This window comes from Kitasatospora sp. CMC57 (assembly GCF_045866025.2).
Classification (GTDB): Bacteria; Actinomycetota; Actinomycetes; order Streptomycetales; family Streptomycetaceae; genus Kitasatospora.
Map to the genome: position 1 here is coordinate 2348101 of NZ_AP035881.2, position 17524 is coordinate 2365624.

At 71.5% G+C, this 17524-nt stretch carries 16 protein-coding genes; 7 read left to right on the plus strand and 9 right to left on the minus strand.

Annotated elements, in window-relative coordinates; genetic code table 11:
* Positions 1–209 precede the first annotated feature (209 nt).
* Positions 210–1304, plus strand: a complete 1095-nt coding sequence (locus ACKUU6_RS10405; protein ID WP_407988211.1) for a trypsin-like serine peptidase — start codon at positions 210–212, stop codon at positions 1302–1304.
* Positions 1305–1393: 89 nt separating this feature from the next.
* Here ACKUU6_RS10405 and hflX read toward each other — a convergent pair whose 3' ends face one another.
* The 5 genes from hflX to miaA all read right to left on the minus strand — a co-directional run bounded on the left by hflX (position 1394) and on the right by miaA (position 7923).
* Positions 1394–2896: a GTPase HflX gene (gene hflX, locus ACKUU6_RS10410; RefSeq protein ID WP_407988212.1), complete on the minus strand. Its 1503-nt coding sequence runs from the start codon at positions 2894–2896 to the stop codon at positions 1394–1396.
* A 93-nt stretch (positions 2897–2989) separates the two neighbouring features.
* Complete coding sequence (locus ACKUU6_RS10415; protein WP_407988213.1) at positions 2990–5215, minus strand: RelA/SpoT family protein; 2226 nt, start codon at positions 5213–5215, stop codon at positions 2990–2992.
* Between the two features lie 178 nt (positions 5216–5393).
* The gene (gene dapF, locus ACKUU6_RS10420; RefSeq protein ID WP_407988215.1) at positions 5394–6266 is read right to left on the minus strand and encodes a diaminopimelate epimerase; all 873 of its coding nucleotides are present in this window, start codon (positions 6264–6266) and stop codon (positions 5394–5396) included.
* Positions 6267–6293: 27 nt separating this feature from the next.
* Complete coding sequence (locus ACKUU6_RS10425; RefSeq protein ID WP_407988216.1) at positions 6294–6767, minus strand: hypothetical protein; 474 nt, start codon at positions 6765–6767, stop codon at positions 6294–6296.
* Between the two features lie 217 nt (positions 6768–6984).
* Positions 6985–7923 carry a tRNA (adenosine(37)-N6)-dimethylallyltransferase MiaA gene (gene miaA / locus ACKUU6_RS10430; RefSeq protein WP_407988217.1) on the minus strand — a complete coding sequence of 313 codons (939 nt, stop codon included), beginning with the start codon at positions 7921–7923 and terminating at the stop codon, positions 6985–6987.
* A gap of 133 nt (positions 7924–8056) precedes the next feature.
* On the opposite strand from miaA, the gene ACKUU6_RS10435 reads away from it, so the two are divergent.
* Positions 8057–8278, plus strand: coding sequence for an antitoxin (locus ACKUU6_RS10435; protein WP_407988218.1), 222 nt, complete (start codon positions 8057–8059; stop codon positions 8276–8278).
* 7 nt (positions 8279–8285) lie between these two features.
* Here the strand turns inward: ACKUU6_RS10435 and ACKUU6_RS10440 are convergent, their stop codons facing one another.
* Positions 8286–8984 carry a class III extradiol dioxygenase subunit B-like domain-containing protein gene (locus ACKUU6_RS10440; RefSeq protein ID WP_407988219.1) on the minus strand — a complete coding sequence of 233 codons (699 nt, stop codon included), beginning with the start codon at positions 8982–8984 and terminating at the stop codon, positions 8286–8288.
* 161 nt (positions 8985–9145) lie between these two features.
* Positions 9146–10633 (minus strand): tRNA (N6-isopentenyl adenosine(37)-C2)-methylthiotransferase MiaB, encoded by a 1488-nt coding sequence (miaB, locus tag ACKUU6_RS10445; RefSeq protein ID WP_407988220.1) that lies wholly within the window; start codon positions 10631–10633, stop codon positions 9146–9148.
* A gap of 79 nt (positions 10634–10712) precedes the next feature.
* On the opposite strand from miaB, the gene ACKUU6_RS10450 reads away from it, so the two are divergent.
* The gene (locus ACKUU6_RS10450; protein ID WP_407988221.1) at positions 10713–11723 is read left to right on the plus strand and encodes a TAXI family TRAP transporter solute-binding subunit; all 1011 of its coding nucleotides are present in this window, start codon (positions 10713–10715) and stop codon (positions 11721–11723) included.
* Between the two features lie 31 nt (positions 11724–11754).
* Here ACKUU6_RS10450 and ACKUU6_RS10455 read toward each other — a convergent pair whose 3' ends face one another.
* Both ACKUU6_RS10455 and ACKUU6_RS10460 read right to left on the minus strand, forming a co-directional pair.
* Positions 11755–13182: a sensor histidine kinase gene (locus tag ACKUU6_RS10455; protein ID WP_407988222.1), complete on the minus strand. Its 1428-nt coding sequence runs from the start codon at positions 13180–13182 to the stop codon at positions 11755–11757.
* A gap of 6 nt (positions 13183–13188) precedes the next feature.
* On the minus strand, positions 13189–13890 hold the full coding sequence (locus ACKUU6_RS10460) for a response regulator transcription factor (RefSeq protein WP_407992087.1): 702 nt from the start codon (positions 13888–13890) through the stop codon (positions 13189–13191).
* Between the two features lie 297 nt (positions 13891–14187).
* Here ACKUU6_RS10460 and ACKUU6_RS10465 point away from each other — a divergent pair, with 297 nt between their 5' ends.
* The 4 genes from ACKUU6_RS10465 to ACKUU6_RS10480 all read left to right on the plus strand — a co-directional run bounded on the left by ACKUU6_RS10465 (position 14188) and on the right by ACKUU6_RS10480 (position 17410).
* Positions 14188–14916: an amino acid ABC transporter ATP-binding protein gene (locus tag ACKUU6_RS10465; protein ID WP_407992088.1), complete on the plus strand. Its 729-nt coding sequence runs from the start codon at positions 14188–14190 to the stop codon at positions 14914–14916.
* Between the two features lie 91 nt (positions 14917–15007).
* On the plus strand, positions 15008–15901 hold the full coding sequence (locus ACKUU6_RS10470; protein ID WP_407988223.1) for a glutamate ABC transporter substrate-binding protein: 894 nt from the start codon (positions 15008–15010) through the stop codon (positions 15899–15901).
* Positions 15902–15932: 31 nt separating this feature from the next.
* Entirely contained in the window at positions 15933–16583 is a 651-nt protein-coding gene (locus ACKUU6_RS10475) for an amino acid ABC transporter permease (protein ID WP_407988224.1), read from the plus strand.
* The gene (locus tag ACKUU6_RS10480; RefSeq protein ID WP_407988225.1) at positions 16580–17410 is read left to right on the plus strand and encodes an amino acid ABC transporter permease; all 831 of its coding nucleotides are present in this window, start codon (positions 16580–16582) and stop codon (positions 17408–17410) included. Before ACKUU6_RS10475 ends, ACKUU6_RS10480 begins: the two co-directional genes overlap by 4 nt.
* Positions 17411–17524: the final 114 nt, after the last annotated feature.

Genomic DNA, 17524 nt, shown 5'->3' on the forward strand with positions numbered 1-17524 from the left:
GGAGTTGGGGGGACGGGCCGAGGGCGCCGACAGCCCCTAAGGGAACTGGCCACTGACGGGTGATCACAAGATCAGCTCACTCGTTGTGGTGAATCCCAAGCGATCACTCACTCGTTGGAGTGGTCCGCTCCGGATCGGCCCGGCACCGCGATCCGGTCCGGCCGCCCGGCGGTGGGAGAATCGGCCTTCGACACAGGGGGCTGGGAGTCATGCGGTCGATATCCAGGGGCACGACGGCGGTACTGCTCGGGCTGGTACTGCTCACCGGGTGCAGCGGCACTCCGTCCGAGGACTGGCGGCTGCCGACCGCCGTACCGACCCAGTGGAGGGGCGAACTGGCCCAGCGCTGGCAGGAGTTGAAGACCTGGCGGGACGAGGACTGGGACCGCTGGGCCAGGCAGCACCTGTTCGAGAACCCGGTGGTCAGGGACCTCTGGGGGCCGGAGCGGATGGTCGACGCCCCACCGCAGCAGCCCGTCGCGCCGACCGCCTCTCCCACCCCGGCCACTCCCGCAGAGGCGGAACCGGCCCCGGTGCAGGCCGTCCCGGTGCCCCGGCCGTACACCCGCTACCCGGCCTCCGGGAAGGTGTTCTCCACCGCACCCGGAGGCGGCACCGGGCAGTGCTCCGCCACGGTGGTGGCCGACCCGGCCCGTCCGGGGAAGAGCAACCTGGTCTGGACGGCCGGCCACTGCGTGCACGAGGGCAGCGGCGGCGGCTGGTTCAAGAACCTGATCTTCGTACCGGCCTACAACAGCTCCGGCACGGCCGCCGGCACGAAGAAGGCCACCCTCGCCGAGGTGGCCCCGCTCGGGCAGTGGTGGGCGGACACCGTGATCAGCTCCCCGCAGTGGATCGCCGAGGGCGGCCACGGCGGCAACGCCGCCAACCAGTACGACTTCGCCGTCCTCAAGGTGCACAACCCGGACGGCGACGGCCGCTCCCTGGAGGAGACCGTGGGCACTGCCGTCCCGGTCTGGTTCGACGCCCCGCGCGAGCAGCTGACCGTCTCGGTCTGGGGCTACCCCTCCGTCAAACCCTTCGACGGCCGCGAGCTCTACCGCTGCGACAGCGGCCGGCCCGCCCGGCTCTCCTTCGACCCGGCCCGTCCCCCGATGCTCTCGGCCGGCTGCACCATGACGGCCGGCTCCAGCGGCGGCGGCTGGTTCGCCCCCCTCCCGGACGGCCGCCAGGCCCTGGTCAGCAACACCTCGCTCGGCAACCTGACCCACACCGCCCTCGACGGCCCGTACCTGGACGACGTGGCCCGCCAGGCGCTGGCCTACGTCTCACGGAAGCAGTGAAACGGAGCAGGGGCCCGGGGTTCCACGGATGCGCGCATCCGTGGAACCCCGGGCCCCTGGTGGTGGAGGCTCGGCCTCCGTCAGGCCCGTCAGCCCTGCGTGACCACCGCGTACTTCTCCAGCTCCGCCGCCAGCTCCGCCGCCACCTTGGCGTGCAGCAGCGTGCCCTCGCCGGTGTGCTCGGTGGAGATCGGCTCGCCCTCGGCGTGCACCCGGGAGACCAGGTCACCACGGGTGTACGGGATCAGCGCCTGCACCTCGACGGCCGGCCGGGGCAGCTCGCTGTCGATCAGCTGGAGCAACTCCTCCATCCCCTGACCGGTACGGGCCGACACCACGATGGCGTGCGGCTCGCGCCGCAGCAGGCGCTGGAGCACCAGCGGATCCGCCGCGTCGGCCTTGTTGATCACCACGATCTCCGGCACGTTCTGTGCCTCGACCGAGACGATCACCTCGCGGACGGCGGCGAGCTGGGTCTCCGGCTCGGGGTGCGAACCGTCCACCACGTGCAGGATGAGGTCCGCCTCGGCGACCTCCTCCATGGTCGAACGGAACGCCTCGACCAGGTGGTGCGGCAGGTGCCGGACGAAGCCGACCGTGTCGGCCAGCGTGTAGACCCGGCCGCTCGGGGTCTGCGCCCGGCGGACCGTCGGGTCCAGGGTGGCGAACAGCGAGTTCTCCACCAGGACGCCGGCGCCGGTCAGGCGGTTGAGCAGCGAGGACTTGCCCGCGTTGGTGTAGCCCGCGATGGCGACCGAGGGGACCTGGTGGCGACGGCGCTCCTGGCGCTTGGTGTCGCGGCCCTTCTTCATGTCGGCGATCTCCCGGCGGAGCTTCGCCATCTTCTCGCGGATCCGACGACGGTCGGTCTCGATCTTGGTCTCACCGGGACCACGGGTGGCCATGCCGCCACCGGAGGAGCCGGAGCCACCGCCACCCATCTGCCGGGACAGCGACGCACCCCAACCACGCAGCCGCGGCAGCATGTACTGCATCTGCGCGAGCGAGACCTGTGCCTTACCCTCCCGGGACTTGGCGTGCTGGGCGAAGATGTCCAGGATCAGCGCGGTCCGGTCGACCACCTTGACCTTGACCACGTCCTCCAGCTGGATCAGCTGACCCGGGGTCAGCTCACCGTCGCAGACCACGGTGTCGGCGCCGGTGGAGGCGACGATGTCACGCAGTTCCTTCGCCTTGCCCGAGCCGATGTAGGTGGCGGCGTCGGGCTTGTCGCGGCGCTGGATCACACCGTCGAGCACCTCGGAACCTGCGGTCTCGGCCAGCGCGGCGAGCTCGGCCAGCGAGTTCTCCGCCTCCTCGGCCGTGCCGTCCGTCCAGACACCCACGAGCACCACGCGCTCCAGTCGGAGCTGGCGGTACTCGACCTCGGTGACGTCCTGCAGTTCGGTGGAGAGACCGGCGACCCGGCGCAGCGCGGCGCGCTCGCTCCGGTCGTACTGCTCCCCGTCGTAACGGTCGAAGCCCTCGTCGTTCGCCGCGAGGTCCTCGTCCATCAGGGCTTCCGCCCGGAGGTCCGACAGTCGGTTGGCCTGGCTGTCGGAGTTGCTGCGGCTCTCGAACGTGGAGGTCAATCTCATCCTTAGGTAGATCGGGTGGGGCCGGTGCGGCGTGCGCACCTGGGAGTGTGCCCCGTCTGACGCCCCGATACCAGGTGGCGAGCCGAGCTACCCCTGCAGGCCGTGGCCGGCACCGGAACCACTACGTCCGGAGAACGCCACGGACCGGCCGTGAATTCCCCACGATGGTCGCACGGCCGCCCCGACCCGGTCATCCCGATTTCCCCGCTCAGGACCGGGCCGGTACACGTCGTACACCCCGGAGACCCGCAGCATCGCCCGCATCAGCACCGGAAGGGTGGCCGCCTCCGGCAGCTCGACCGTGTAGCTGTGCCGGACCCGCAGCTGCTGCGGCGGCTCCACCTCGGCGGCGATGATGCCGACGCCCTCCGCCGAGATCGCCGCCGTCAGGTCGGCCAGCAGCCGGGGGCGGTTCAGCGCCTCGGCCCGCAGCGTCGCCCGGAAGCCGTCGGCGGGCGCGGCGCCCGGCACCCAGCGCGGCCCGACCGGCTCCCGGCCGGCCGCCCGCAGCTGCTCCCCCACCGGACAGTCGGTCCGGTGCACGGCCACCGCCCCGCCCCGGATCAGGTAGCCGGTCAGCTCGTCCGGCGGCACCGGCGTACAGCACCTGGACAGCCGGACCACCCCGCCCGAGCGGCCCGGTACGGTCACCGGCGCCTGCCGCCGCCCGGCGGACGGGACGGCGGCGGGCACCGGTTTGGCCGCCCCGGCGGCGGGCTGCGGCTCCGGCGTCCCGGCCGGGCGGTCGGCCAACCAGCGTTCGATGGCCAGCCTGGCGCCCGGGGTGCGGACGTACTCCAGCCACTCGGCGGCCGGGCCCGACGCCTCGGCGGCCTGCTCGGTCAGCACGGCGAGCACGTCGCCGTCCCGGAGCGTGGTGGAGAGCGCGACCAGCCGCCCGTTCACCCGGGCTCCCAGACAGCGGTGGCCGGTCTCCTCCCCCAACAGGTACGCGGCGTCCACGCAGCTCGCCCCGCTCGGCAGGTGCAGGGTCTCGCCCTGCTCGGTGACGGCGGTGATCTCCCGGTCGCCGGACAGGTCAGAGGTGAGCGCGGACCAGAAGGTGTCCGGGTCGGGGGTCTCCTGCTGCCACTCCAGCAGCCGGCTCAGCCAGCCGGGACGGGCCGGGTCGGTCCGCTCCGGATCCTCCGGACCGTCCTGGTGCGGATCGCCCAGGGCGACCACGCCGAACTCGGCCACCCGGTGCATCTCCCGGGTCCTGACCAGGACTTCGACCACCTCGCCGCCGGACAGCGCGACCGCCGTGTGCAGCGACTGGTACAGGTTGAACTTGGGCGCCGCCACGAAGTCCTTGAACTCCCCCGGCAACGGCGTCCAGCAGGTGTGCAGCTCGCCGAGCACCGCGTAGCAGTCGGCGTTCTCCTCCACCACCACCAACAGCCGCCCGAAGTCGGCCGGTTGGAGATCCTGCGGCAGCCCGTCAGGACCGGCGGCGGCGGTCCGCTTGAGCAGCACCCGGTGGACCGAGACACAGTGCCGGGGCCGCACGGTGACCGTCGCCGTCACGCCCGACTCGGCCAGCTGCCGGGTCAGCGCCTCGGCGAACGGTTGCAGCAGCTCCTCGGGACGCTCGTCGTACGCGGCGATCAGCGCACCGGTGCGGGCGTACTCCTCCGGGTGCAGAGTGGCGAACACGATGTCCTCCAACTCGGCCTTCAGCACCTGGATCCCAAGCCGCTCGGCCAGCGGGATCAGCACATCCCTGGTCACCTTGGCGATCCGGATCCGGCTGGCCGGCTTCATGTGCCGGATGGTCCGCATGTTGTGCAGCCGGTCGGCGAGCTTGATCACCATCACCCGGACGTCGTCGCCGGTGGCCACCAGCATCTTCCGGAAGGTCTCCGCCTCGGCCGCCGCACCGAAGTCCACCTTCTCCAACTTGGTGACGCCGTCGACCAGATAGGCCACCTCGGGGCCGAACTCCTCGGCCACCTGAGCCAGCGTCACCTCGGTGTCCTCGACCGTGTCGTGCAGCAGCGACGCCACCAAGGTGGTGGTACCGGCGCCGAGTTGGGCCAGGATCATGGTCACGGCGAGCGGGTGGGTGATGAAGGGCTCACCGCTCTTCCGGGTCTGCCCCCGGTGGCTCGCCTCCGCCGTCCGGTACGCCCGGCCGAGCAGCGCCAGGTCGGCCTGCGGGTGGTGGCGCCGGTGCGCCTCGACGATCGGCTCGATCGCGTCCGGCAGCGGGGGGCGGCCGGTGGCCAGTACGGCGGCGCGACCGGCCCGGCCCAGGGAGGCTCGGTTGAGTCTGCCCCGGGAGCGCTTTCCAGCCTCGGCTTCGATGGTCATCTGCACCTCCGGCAGCGATGGTCCATGCTACCGAGCAGAGCACGTTCCGCGACCCCCTGCTCCCACACCGTCACCAACACCACCCGAACGGGGGGATTCACTCCGCACGCTGATGGGAAACACCCGTCTTCTGCAGGAGCCCCGAGCCCCGAGCCCCTGACCGCCGAAGCCGGCTGCCCTAGAAGCGGAGCGTCCCCGTCGCGACGATCTCCGCCGGGCCGGCCATCTCGATCCGGGCGTCCGGGTGTTCGGTGATCAGCAGGGTGCCGCCCGGCAGGTCGACGGTGTAGGTGACCGGCTGGCCGGTGACCGAGGGATCGAGGTGGTGGCGGCGGGCCGCCGCGACGGCCACCGCGCAGGCTCCGGTCCCGCAGGAGCGGGTCTCGCCGGAGCCGCGCTCGTGCACCCGCATCGCGACGTGCCGCGGTCCGCGCTCCACCACGAACTCGACGTTGACCCCCTCCGGGTACACCCCGGCGGTGACGCCGGGTGCGGTGTGGAGGTCGCCGGCCTCGGCCAGGTCGTCGACGAACGCGACCGCGTGCGGGTTGCCCATGTTGACGTTGAGCGCGGGCCAGACCCGGTCGCCGACCGTCACCTCGACACCCTCGGAACCGGGCAGCCGGACCTGGCCCATGTCGACCGAGATCAGGCCGGGGCCCTCCGCGGTGTCCTCCGCGACCCGGACGTCGAGCACGCCGGCCCGGGTGGCGACCGGGATCAGGCCGGGCTTGGCCAACCCGGCCTCGACCAGGTGGCGGGCGAAGACCCGGATCCCGTTGCCGCACATCTCGGCGATCGAGCCGTCGGAGTTGCGGTAGTCCATGAACCACTCCGCCCGGTCGGCCATCCCGACCGAGACCGGGTCGGCCGCCGCCCGAACCACCCGGATCAGGCCGTCGCCGCCGATACCGGCCCGGCGGTCGCACAGGGCGGCCACCTCGGCCGGGCCGAGGTCGAGCCGGCCGTCACCGTCCGGGATGATCACGAAGTCGTTCTGGGTGCCGTGGCCCTTGAGGAAGGGGAGACCGAAGGTCTTGGATGCGCTCACAGAGCCGATGGTACTGAGACCGGCCGGTCAGGAGGCGAGGTGGACCACTCGCCAGACGGCGAGGCCGACCGCGACGGCCGCGGCGAGGGTGTAGAGCGCTATCACCTTGCGGCCGGCCCGCAGGCCGCTGCCACGGCGGGGGACGCCGGGCCACTTGTACCCGGCCATCCGGGCGGCCATCGCGCCCCAGCCGACCGAGGCGGCGGCGAACAGCAGGCCGAGCATCCCGATCATCGCGGAGGCGCCGTCCCCGGAGCCGAAGGCGAGCGGGAAGGCGAACATCAGCGCACCGGCCGCACCGAGCAGCACGATCGGCAGGGTCTGCCACCAGCGCAGTCGGCGGAGGGGCCGGATCTCCCGCTCGTGCACCACGCCGGGTGCGGCCAGATCGGCGAGGGCGGGGAGGGCCAGGGCGTACGAGGTGGGTATCTGCGTCTCGGAGAGCACCAGCTCGGCGCTGCTCGGCAGTTCCTCGGTTTCGGGGCCGGTACCCGTGGACACGCGGCCTCCCCTGACGGTTCGACACGAGCCGACGGACTCGCGGGCGGTAGGGGGCCCTCACGGCCGACCCCTGGTTGTTCTCGATAATGGCATGTCCGGTGCCACCAACGCGGGTCCCATCGGGCCGTCGGGTGATCCGTGGCCAGGACGTGATGTGCCCGTAACCCTCAGTTGGTCGTGCACCTGCAGCTGCACCGGCCGGATGGCCGGAAACCGCTCAGGGCTGACGGCCGATCAGGTCCAGGGACCGCTCCAGCAGCTCCGTCGGGTCCGCACCGGCCGGGCGGGCGAGCCAGTGGATCCGGTCGTCGCGGCGGAACCAGGACTCCTGGCGGCGGGCGAACCGCCTGGTCGCCCGTACGGTCTCGGCCTTCGCCTCGTCCTCGGTGCAGTCCCCCGCGAAGTGGGCCAGCACCTGCTGGTAGCCGAGTGCCCGGGAGGCGGTCAGACCGTCCCGCAGGCCCTGCGCCTCCAGCGCGCGGACCTCGGCGAGCAGCCCGGCCTCCCACATCCGGTCCACCCGCAGCTCGATCCGGCGGTCCAGCTCGGGGCGCTCCACCTGGACACCGATCTGCACCGTGTCGTACACGGCGGTATTGGTCGGCAGGCTGGCGGTGAACGGGCGGCCGGTGATCTCGATGACCTCCAGGGCCCGGACCACCCGCCGGCCGTTGCTGGGCAGGATCGCCTCGGCGGCGGCCGGGTCCAGACCGGCCAGGCGCCGGTGCAGGGCTCCGCTGCCGAGCTGCTCGCACTCGGCCTCAAGCCGGGCCCGGACCACCGGGTCGGTGCCGGGGAACTCCATCTCGTCGATCGCCGCCCGGACGTACAGTCCGGAGCCGCCGACCAGGACGGGCGTACGGCCCTCGGCGAGCAGCCGGTCCATCTCGGCCCGGGCCAGCCGCTGGTACTCCGCGACGCTGGCGGCCTCGGTGACGTCCCAGACGTCCAGCAGGTGGTGCGGGATGCCGCCGCGTTCGGCGAGGGTGAGCTTCGCGGTGCCGATGTCCATGCCCCGGTACAGCTGCATCGAGTCGGTGTTGATCACCTCGCCGCCGAGGACGCGGGCGATGGCGACCGCCAGGTCGGACTTGCCCGCGGCGGTCGCGCCGACCACGGAGACGACACGGGGCTGGGTGACGGGAGAGCTGCTCACGGGCCAAGTCTCGCAAAGATCGGGAGTGGCGCCGTGTCTCAGGTCGTCACTCTGGGGAAGATACGAACGGAATGACCTATTTTCTCCGCCGCCGGGCGGACCCAGCAGGAGGAGAGCACACAGCATGGGGCTGATGGACAACCTCAGGGGCAAGGCCGAGGAACTCAAGGACAAGGCCAGCGAGCTCGCGGGCAAGCACAACGAGACGATCGACCACATGGTCGAGAAGACCGGCAGCGTGGTCGACAAGGCCACCAAGGGGAAGTACAGCGACAAGATCGAGACCGGCACCAGCAAGGCCAAGGGCGCGGTGGACCAGTTCGCCGCGAAGCCCAAGGACGAGGGACGGAGCTGACCGCGGGTCAGCTCCAGGAGGCCACGAAGTAGCCCACCCCGTACGGGGCCTGGTCGTACCGCAGCCTTCCGTTCAGCCCGGCGCCCTGCGCAGCTCCCGCGAGGACCTGCCAGGGCGCCCGTCCGTCCGCCTGAAGCTCCGCCGACACCCCGGGGTCGAGCGCGGTGAGGGCGGCCAGGTCCGCCGCTCCCAGGGCCCGGGCCGCCTCGGCGTCGTAGCCCTCGGCCCGGTCGTCCAGGTATCCGGGCGCCTTGACCGAACGGCAGGCGCTACCCCCGCCGAGCACCAACAGACCGACCCGGTCGGCCAGTTCGGCCAGCCCGCCGCCCAGGCCGAGCAGCCGCTCGGTCGGCGCATCGGCCGGGACGGCACACGCGTGGGCGGGGATGACCACCCCGGCCTGCTCCAGCAGCCACACCCCCACCGCCAGCGAGGGCGCCAGCTCGGGACCGTCCACCCCGCCCGTGGGCAGCCGCACCACCCGGGGCACGCCGTACCGGTGGAACGAACCCACCCCGCCCTCGGTCCACACCCCGGCCTCCGGACCGCCGCCGACCAGCACGATCAGCTCAGGCCCCGAGGCCAGCAGCTCCCGTACCGCCTCCAGGCAGGCGGCCCGCAGCGGCTCCAGTTCGGGCGCCGCACCCGAGGCGACCTCGGGGACCAGCAGCGGCGGACAGGGGACGACGGCAGCGGCAACGAGCATGACGATCACCTTACCGAGCCCGGCGACTGGCTCGATCCGGAGCGCCGGACCGTGCCCAGGGCCGGTCCGGCGGATCCTGCCGGATCAGCGCGCGGCGTCGGGCGTGCGTCCAGACGGGATGATCCGGCGTCGGGCGCTCGGCAAGATCCGCCGGACCGTGCCTAGTCGCCGCAACCGGTCACGACGGGCAGCGCCGCCGGGACGCCGATGGTGGGCAGGCCGAGCATCACGCCGGCCGGCTTCGCGGCCGGGAGGCCCTGCCGCTTCTCCCAGGCGTCGCCCGCGCGGGTGCGGCGGACGGCCAGGGTGGGGCCCTCGGCGAGCAGGTGGTGCGGGGCGGCGTAGGTGATCTCGACGGTCACGGTGTCGCCCGGGCGGACCGGCTCGGTGGGACGGGTGAAGTGGACCAGCCGGTTGTCGGGGGCGCGGCCGGAGAGCCGGTCCGTCCGGTCGTCCTTCTTGCCCTCGCCCTCGGCGACCAGGACCTCAAGCACCCGGCCGACCTGCTTCTTGTTCTCCTCCCAGGAGATCTCCTCCTGGAGGGCGATCAGCCGGTTGTACCGGTCCTGCACCACGGCCTTGGGGATCTGCCCGTCCATCTCGGCGGCGGGGGTCCCGGGCCGCTTGGAGTACTGGAAGGTGAAGGCGTTGGTGAAGCGGGCCTCGCGGACCACGTGCATGGTCTGCTCGAAGTCCTCCTCGGTCTCGCCGGGGAAGCCGACGATGATGTCGGTGGAGATCGCCGCGTCCGGCATCGCCTCGCGGACCTTGCGGATGATGCCGAGGAAACGGTCCTGCCGGTACGAGCGCCGCATCGCCTTGAGCACGGTGTCCGAGCCGGACTGCAGCGGCATGTGCAGCTGGTGCATCACGTTCGGGGTCTCGGCCATCGCGGCGATCACGTCGTCGGTGAAGTCGCGCGGGTGCGGCGAGGTGAACCGGATCCGCTCCAGGCCCTCGATCTGCCCGGCGGCGCGGAGCAGCTTGGAGAAGGCCTCCCGGTCGCCCAGGTCGGAGCCGTACGCGTTGACGTTCTGGCCCAGCAGGGTGACCTCGATGACGCCCTCGCCGACCAGCGCCTCGATCTCGGCGAGCACGTCGCCGGGGCGGCGGTCCTCCTCCTTGCCGCGCAGGGCGGGGACGATGCAGAAGGTGCAGGTGTTGTTGCAGCCGACCGAGATCGCCACCCAGGCCGCGTACGCCGACTCGCGCCGGGTCGGCAGGGTGGACGGGAAGGTCTCCAGCGACTCCAGGATCTCCACCTGGGCCTGCTGCTCGATCCTGGCCCGCTCCAGCAGCGCGGGCAGGTGCCCGATGTTGTGGGTGCCGAAGACCACGTCGACCCAGGGCGCCCGGCGGACGATGGTGTCCCGGTCCTTCTGCGCCAGGCAGCCGCCGACGGCGATCTGCATGGACTTGTTCCTGGTCTTCGCCGGGGCGAGCTGGCCGAGGTTGCCGTACAGCTTGTTGTCGGCGTTCTCGCGCACCGCGCAGGTGTTGAAGACCACCAGGTCGGGATCACCCTCCTGGTCGGCCTTCACGTACCCGGCGTCCTCGAGCAGCCCGGAGAGGCGCTCGGAGTCGTGCACGTTCATCTGGCAGCCGTACGTGACGACCTTGTAGCTCTTGGAATCCTGGCTCGTACCCACGGACCCAAGAGTACGAGAACCGGATCGGCCTCCGTGACCCTCTCCCTTTCCCGCGCCCGGCCTGGCAGTATCCAACCCCATGACCTGGACACCCGTCGCCCTGCCGCGTGCGGTGGCCCGCAGCCGGCTCGGCCGGGCGGCCGCCGCGTTGCTGCTGGTCGTCGGCGGTCTCGGCGGCTGGTGGCTGGCCGCGGGCGACCGCACGGACTACCCGCACGGGGAGATCGGCTTCGCCACCGGCGTCCAGCGGGGCGTCTACGACCGGTACGGGCAGCTGCTCCGCACCTACCTGCACACCGCGATGCCCGGGGCCGAACTCCGGCTGGACAGCTCGCAGGGCTCGATCGACAACCTGGACCGGGTCGCCTCGGGCCGCGACGCGTTCGCGATCGCCACCGCCGATGCGGTGGCCAGCTACCGGGGTGACGGCAAGGACCGGCTGCGCGGTATAGCCCGGCTCTACGACGACTACCTGCAGCTCGTGGTGCCCGCCGACTCCAAGGTGCAGCGGGCCGCGGACCTCAAGGGCCTGCGGGTCGGGGTCGGCCAGAGCCGGTCCGGGGTGCTGCTGGTGACGAAGCGTCTGTTGACCTCGGCCGGGCTCGACCCGGACCAGGACGTCGCCGCCGCGAACCTCGGTGTCGGGGAGGCCGCCGACCAGCTGAGGAGCGGTCAGCTGGACGCCTTCTTCTGGTCCGGCGGACTGCCCACCAGCGCACTGACCGACCTCTCGGAGCAGTTCGCGATTCGGATCGTCCCGCTCGGCGACCTGGCCGAGACGGTCGGCCACGGCGAGGGCGGCGGCGCCGACGCCTACCGCGCCGCCACCATCCCGGCCGACGCCTACCCCAAGGCCCGCCCCGCCGCGACGGCGGTGGCGACCCTGGCCGTCCCCAACCTGCTGATCACCCGCGACGACGTGGACCCGGCGCTGGTGCAGCGGATGACCCAGGCGGTCATCGACAGCCGCGACTCGATCGGCAACGAGGTCCACGCCGCCCAGGTGGTCGACCTCCGGACAGCGGTCTACACCGATCCGCTGGCACTGCACGAGGGCGCGCGGCGGTACTACCTGTCGGCGAAGCCCTGACGTCGTCCCGACCTCGACACCCCGCGCGGAGTCACCGCGGTCGGGGCACCGTCAGGTGGACCGCCAGGCCCGTGGGTTCGACCGGGGCGAAGTCGAGCGAGCCGCCGCCGGCCAGCAGTAGGGTGCGGGCGATGGAGAGGCCGAGGCCGGAGCCGTCGACGTTCTGGTGCCGTGGGCTGCGCCAGAAGCGGTCGCCGATCCGGGCGAGTTCCTCCTCGGTGAGGCCGGGCCCCGCGTCCGAGACGGTCAGGGTGACCTCCCGCTTGCCGCGCTGGACGTCGAGCCGGACGGCCGCGCCGCTCGGGGTGAACTTGAGCGCGTTGTCGAGCACCGCGTCGAGCGCGCTGCCGAACCCGATCGGATCGGCCAGCCCCATCGCGGTGGCCGGCCCGTCCCAGCCCAGCCGGATGCCGCGCTGGTCGGCCACCGGCCGCCAGGCGTCGATCCGGGCCAGCGCGAGGTCGGCGAGGTCGACGCTCTCGGGTTCGGGGCGGGCGTGTTCGGCGGTGGCCAGGCCGAGCAGGTCGTCGAGGACCCGGGCCAGCCGGGTGCCCTCCTCACGGACGGCGCCGAGCTCCGCCTCGTGGCCCTCCGGGAGTTCGAGGCCGAGCAGTTCGACGCGCAGCAGCAGCGCGGCCAGTGGGTTGCGCAGTTGGTGCGAGGCGTCCGCGACGAAGGCCCGCTGCTGGTCGAGCGCGATCAGGACGTTGTCCGCCATGTCGTTGAACGACCGGGCAAGCCGCCGGAGTTCGGGCGGACCGCTGCTGGGCGCGACCCGGGCGTTCATCCGGCCGGTGGCGATGTCGTGGGTGGCCCGGTCCAGGGTGCGGACAGGGCGCAGCACCCAGCCGGTCAGCCGCATCGAGAGCAGCACGGCCGCGATCATGGCCAGCGACTCGCCCGCGCCGATGCCGAGCCAGCGGTAGAGGATCCGGGACCGCAGCGGTCCGGTGGGCGACTCGGTGATCACCACCGCGACCACATCGCCGTCGCGGACCACCGGGGCGGCCACGGTGAGCGTCCGGTCAGGGGTCCAGGGCCACGCCTGCGGCGGGTTCTGGCTGCGGCGGCCGTCCACCGCCTCCTGGAAGGCCTGCTCCCCCGGGCCGTCGGTCGGGGCCCGCCAGTCGGCGGGCGCGACCGCCACCGCGCTGCCGTCCCGGTGGAAGATGCCGACCCGGATCCCGTACAGCTCGTGGTAGCGCTGGACCTCTCCGACCAGGGCGTGCAGCCGGCTGCCGTCGCCCTCCACCGGGGTGAAGTCGCCCTTGACGGCGGTGCCCGCGGTCGGGCGGCCCTGGGTGGGCAGGCTCTGGGCGAACCGGGCGGCGTCGTCCATCCGGTCGACCACTACCTTGCTCTGCTCGGCGGCGGCCATCGCGGCGCCCAGCGGCACCCCGAGGGCGGCCAGGACGGCGGTCATCAGGGAGAGCAGGATGCCGAGCAGACGAGTGCGCACGGGGGATCAGCCGGCCGGCTGCTCGGGGATCAGGCGGTAGCCGACCCCCCGGACCGCCTCGACCAGGCCGGGCAGCGCGAGCTTGGTGCGCAGCGAACCGATGTGCACCTCCAGGGTCCGGCCGTTGCCCTCCCAGCCGGAGCGCCAGACCTCGCTGAAGATCTGCTCCCGCCGGTAGACCACGCCGGGGCTCTGCGCGAGCAGCGCCAGCAGGTCGAACTCCTTGCGGGTGAGCGGGACGTCACGGCCCTGCACGCTGACCCGGCGGCGTTCCCGGTCGATCAGGATGCCGCGAGCCTCCAGCGGTCCGGCCTGGCTGACCGGCTCTGCCGGTTCGGTGGCCAGGCCGCGGCGGGCCACCGCGTGGATCCGAGCCAGCAGTTCGCCCATGTCGTACGGCTTGGTGACGTAGTCGTCGGCACCGAGGTTGAGGCCGTGGATGCGGGACCTGATGTCGGCCCTGGCGGTCACCATGATCACCGGGACGCCGCTGTGCGCGCGGATCCGGCTGCACACCTCGAAGCCGTCCCGGTCGGGCAGCCCGAGGTCGAGCAGCACCACCCGGTACGGGTCACTGCCGTCCGGCACCAGGGCGTCCAGCGCCTCGTGCCCGCTGCGGGCGTGCCTGACCTGGAAGCCGTGCCGGCCGAGCACCGCGACCAGCGCGGCGGCCACCCGTTCGTCGTCCTCGACGAGCAGCAGTCGCATCCCGGTCCTCCGTTCCATGTCCGATCCCTGCGGAGTATTGTCCAGTCCGCTCCGTCTGTCACGACCGGCCCGGTCCGCGGACGACGTGGCCGGATCGTGATCCTCAAGTAATCCTCAGATCGGCTGACGTGGCATGGTCAGCGCCCTAAGGTCGGCCCCACCGGGGGCTGCGAGCTCCGCCGGCGAACAGCCCCCGGGATCAGCACCGCCCCTGTGAGGACAAACCTCCGGGGTTCGCCCACGAGGGAGCCAGGCGCGATGACCGAAACCACCGTCAGTGACTCCACCGCCGCTCCACTGGTGGTGCTGAGCGGTGTGAACAAGCACTACGGCGCCCTGCACGTGCTCCAGGACATCGACCTGGAGATCCGGCAGGGCGAGGTCGTGGTGCTGATCGGCCCGTCCGGTTCCGGCAAGTCGACCCTGTGCCGGACCATCAACCGGCTGGAGACGATCGACTCGGGCGCGATCTCGATCGACGGCCGCCCGCTGCCCGCCGAGGGCAAGCAGCTGGCGAAACTCCGGGCCGAGGTCGGCATGGTGTTCCAGAGCTTCAACCTCTTCGCGCACAAGACCGTGCTGGAGAACGTGGTGCTCGGCCAGGTGAAGGTGCGGAAGGTCGCTCGCCCCGAGGCCGAGAAGACCGCGCACGCCCTGCTGGAGCGGGTCGGTCTCGCCGCGCACGCGGCCAAGTACCCGGCGCAGCTCTCCGGCGGCCAGCAGCAGCGGGTGGCGATCGCCCGCGCGCTGGCGATGAACCCGAAGGTGATGCTCTTCGACGAGCCCACCTCGGCGCTCGACCCGGAGATGATCAACGAGGTCCTCGAGGTCATGCGCAGTCTGGCCGCCGAGGGGATGACCATGGTTGTGGTCACCCACGAGATGGGCTTCGCCCGCTCCGCCGCCAACCGCGTGCTCTTCATGGCCGACGGCAAGATCGTCGAGGAGAACACCCCCGAGGCGTTCTTCACCGCGCCCCGCAGCGACCGTGCCAAGGACTTCCTTTCGAAGATCCTGCACCACTGAGGCCCCCGCTGACCTAGCGTCAGTCTTCTGTCATGCCCCGAACTCCCCGTGCCCGGACACTCCGTGGCCACACCAGAGGAGAGCTCCTTCCATGAGGACTCGTCGTACCATCGCTGCCGCCATGTCCGTCCTGGCCCTGACCGCCGTCGCGGCCTGTGGCAAGGACGCCCCCGCGGCCACCGACACCGCTGCCAAGCTGCCGACCTACACGGTGAAGGCCGACGCCAAGGTGGAGGGCTCGAAGACCTTCGACGAGGCCAAGAAGCGCGGCAAGCTGATCATCGGCGCCAAGGCCGACCAGCCGTACCTGGGCTTCGAGAACCCCACCACCGGCACCCGCGAGGGCTTCGACATCGAGATCGCCAAGATGATCGCGGCCGACCTGGGCTTCGCGCCCGACAAGATCGAGTTCAAGACGATCAACTCGGCCAACCGTGAGACCTCCATCTCCGGTGGCCAGATCGACTACTACGTCGGCACCTACAGCATCACCCCCGCCCGCAAGGAGAAGGTCGCGTTCGCCGGCCCGTACTACGTGGCCGGCCAGGACCTGCTGGTGCTCAAGGACAAGGCCGAGTACACCAGCGCCGAGTCGATCAAGGGCAAGAAGGTCTGCTCCGCGACCGGCTCCACCTCGGTGAAGCAGATCGAGAAGTTCGCCCCGGTCCTGCCGGTCACCCAGTACGACACCTACGCCCAGTGCGTGGACAAGCTGCTCACCAACGAGGTCGACGCGGTCACCACCGACGACGCGATCCTCAAGGGCTTCGCCGCCAAGAACGCCGGCAAGCTCCGGGTGGTCGGCAAGACCTTCTCCCAGGAGCCCTACGGCGTCGGTGTCGCCAAGGAGGACGCGGCCTTCCAGAAGGCCGTGGCCGACGCGCTGAAGGCGCACGAGGACAACGGCGACTGGAAGAAGGCGTACGACGCCACCCTCGGTCTCTCGGGTGCTGCGGCCCCGGAGATCCCGGCCCTGACCAACTGACCCGTCCAGTAACGAAAGGAGGGCCGCCGGTATGGGCAGACTGTTCGAGAACGGCAACTTGGCGCTGTTCCGGGACGGCTTCCTGCAGACGGTCGAACTCAGCGCCCTGAGTGCGCTGTTCGCCCTGCTGCTGGGCACCCTGCTGGCGGCTTTCCGGGTCTCCCCGGTCCCGGTGCTGCGGCTGTTCGGCACCGTCTGGGTGAACACCTTCCGGAACACCCCGCTGACCGTGCTGTTCTTCGGCGTGGTCTTCGGACTCCCGCGGCTGGGCGTGCACTTCAGCAACTTCACCTTCGCGGTGATCGGCCTGTCCGCGTACACCGCGTCGTTCGTCTGCGAGGTGCTCCGCTCGGGCATCAACACCGTCCCGGTCGGCCAGGCCGAGGCCGCCCGCAGTCTGGGGATGACGTTCAGTCAGACCCTGACCCAGGTGGTGCTGCCGCAGGCCGGGCGGACCGTGTTGGGGCCGATGAGCAGCGTGTTCATCGCACTCCCCCGAAACTCGGCGATCGCCGGCGCGTTCAGCGTCTCGGAGCTGTACCACTTCCAGCAGACCCTGACGGACCTCGGGTACGGCATCTACCTGATCTTCTTCTGGGTGGCGCTCGCCTATCTCTTCCTGAGCGCCTGCGTGGCCCTGATGTTCCGCTTCCTGGAGACCCGACTGGCGGTGGCCCGATGAGCGGGAGCAGTGTTCTCTACGACGTCCCCGGCCCCCGGGCCAAGGCGCGCAACCTGATCCTCGGTGTGCTGGCCGGGATAGGCGTGCTCGGACTGCTCTGGTACGTCTACCGGAGCCTGGCCGACGCCAATCAGTTCACCGCGGCGATGTGGGACCCGTTCCAGTACACGTTCGTCCAGGAGAAGATCCTGACCGGCCTGCTGGACACCCTCAAGGTCTTCGGCACTGCGGCCGCGCTCTCGCTGATCCTCGGCGCGCTGCTCGCGGCGGGCCGGCTCTCCGACCACAGGCCGGTCCGGACGGTGTGCACGGCCGTGGTGCAGTTCTTCCGCGCGATGCCGCTGCTGATCATGATCTTCGCGCTGTACCAGTCGTTCTTCACCAGCGACCCGTTCTGGGGCCTGGTGATCGGGCTGTCCCTGTACAACGGCTCGGTCCAGGCCGAGATCATCCGCTCCGGCATCAACGCGGTGCCGCGCGGACAGGGCGAGGCCGCGTTCGCCCTCGGCCTGCGCAAGACGCAGGTGATGACCACCGTGCTGGTCCCGCAGGCGGTCCGCTCGATGCTGCCGGCCATCATCGGCCAGCTGGTGGTCACCCTCAAGGACACCTCGCTCGGGTTCGTCATCACCTACCCCGAGCTGCTCTACGCCGGGAAGCTGATCGCCAGCAACACGGCCACGCCGGACGGGTACCCGTACATTCCGGTCACCATCATCATCGGCGCGATCTACATCACGCTGTGCCTCCTCCTCACGGCGCTCGCCAAGTGGATCGAGGGCCGGAGCCGTCGCGGCGCGAACCGGCGCACGCCTGCCGCTGCTTGACGGACACCCAGGTGATCTGTTGCATTGCTCTTCGTGACACCACCCGGGACCTCTGAGAGCCTGACTGCATATCCGGGCCGCATGCCCGGGCCGGATATGCGGTCGGGCTCCGCC

Excerpts from the sequence above, each read along its gene's own strand:
- ACKUU6_RS10405 (WP_407988211.1), top strand. The coding sequence starts at position 210 with ATGCGGTCGATATCCAGGGGCACGACGGCGGTACTGCTCGGGCTGGTA.
- ACKUU6_RS10415 (WP_407988213.1), bottom strand. The coding sequence starts at position 5,215 with ATGACCATCGAAGCCGAGGCTGGAAAGCGCTCCCGGGGCAGACTCAAC.
- ACKUU6_RS10435 (WP_407988218.1), top strand. The coding sequence starts at position 8,057 with ATGGACAACCTCAGGGGCAAGGCCGAGGAACTCAAGGACAAGGCCAGC.
- ACKUU6_RS10440 (WP_407988219.1), bottom strand. The coding sequence starts at position 8,984 with ATGCTCGTTGCCGCTGCCGTCGTCCCCTGTCCGCCGCTGCTGGTCCCC.
- ACKUU6_RS10450 (WP_407988221.1), top strand. The coding sequence starts at position 10,713 with ATGACCTGGACACCCGTCGCCCTGCCGCGTGCGGTGGCCCGCAGCCGG.
- ACKUU6_RS10460 (WP_407992087.1), bottom strand. The coding sequence starts at position 13,890 with ATGCGACTGCTGCTCGTCGAGGACGACGAACGGGTGGCCGCCGCGCTG.
- ACKUU6_RS10470 (WP_407988223.1), top strand. The coding sequence starts at position 15,008 with ATGAGGACTCGTCGTACCATCGCTGCCGCCATGTCCGTCCTGGCCCTG.
- ACKUU6_RS10475 (WP_407988224.1), top strand. The coding sequence starts at position 15,933 with ATGGGCAGACTGTTCGAGAACGGCAACTTGGCGCTGTTCCGGGACGGC.
- ACKUU6_RS10480 (WP_407988225.1), top strand. The coding sequence starts at position 16,580 with ATGAGCGGGAGCAGTGTTCTCTACGACGTCCCCGGCCCCCGGGCCAAG.